Source organism: Veronia pacifica (genome assembly GCF_001707825.1).
GTDB lineage: Bacteria > Pseudomonadota > Gammaproteobacteria > Enterobacterales > Vibrionaceae > Veronia > Veronia pacifica.
Window position 1 is genome coordinate 1 of record NZ_LYBM01000160.1, and the last position, 217, is coordinate 217.

The 217-nt window shown below is 45.6% G+C and carries 1 rRNA gene; it reads right to left on the reverse strand.

Annotation, left to right across the window (positions count from 1 at the left end):
• Window positions 1–33: 33 nt before the first annotated feature.
• A 5S ribosomal RNA gene (rrf, locus tag A8L45_RS23595) occupies window positions 34–149 on the reverse strand.
• Window positions 150–217 lie beyond the last annotated feature (68 nt).

A 217-nucleotide genomic window follows, 5' to 3' on the forward strand; every position in this document is an offset into this window, starting at 1 on the left:
TCTTTTTCTCAAAAAGATGAAAACGATGTTTAAGCCTGGCGATGTCCTACTCTCACATGGGGAGACCCCACACTACCATCGGCGCTGTTGCGTTTCACTACTGAGTTCGGCATGGAGTCAGGTGGGTCCACAACGCTATGGTCGCCAAGCAAATTCTGTTTTACTTCCAGTTTTCTAAAAACTGAAGGCAAAATAATCTTGGAAAGCTGTTCAGTGC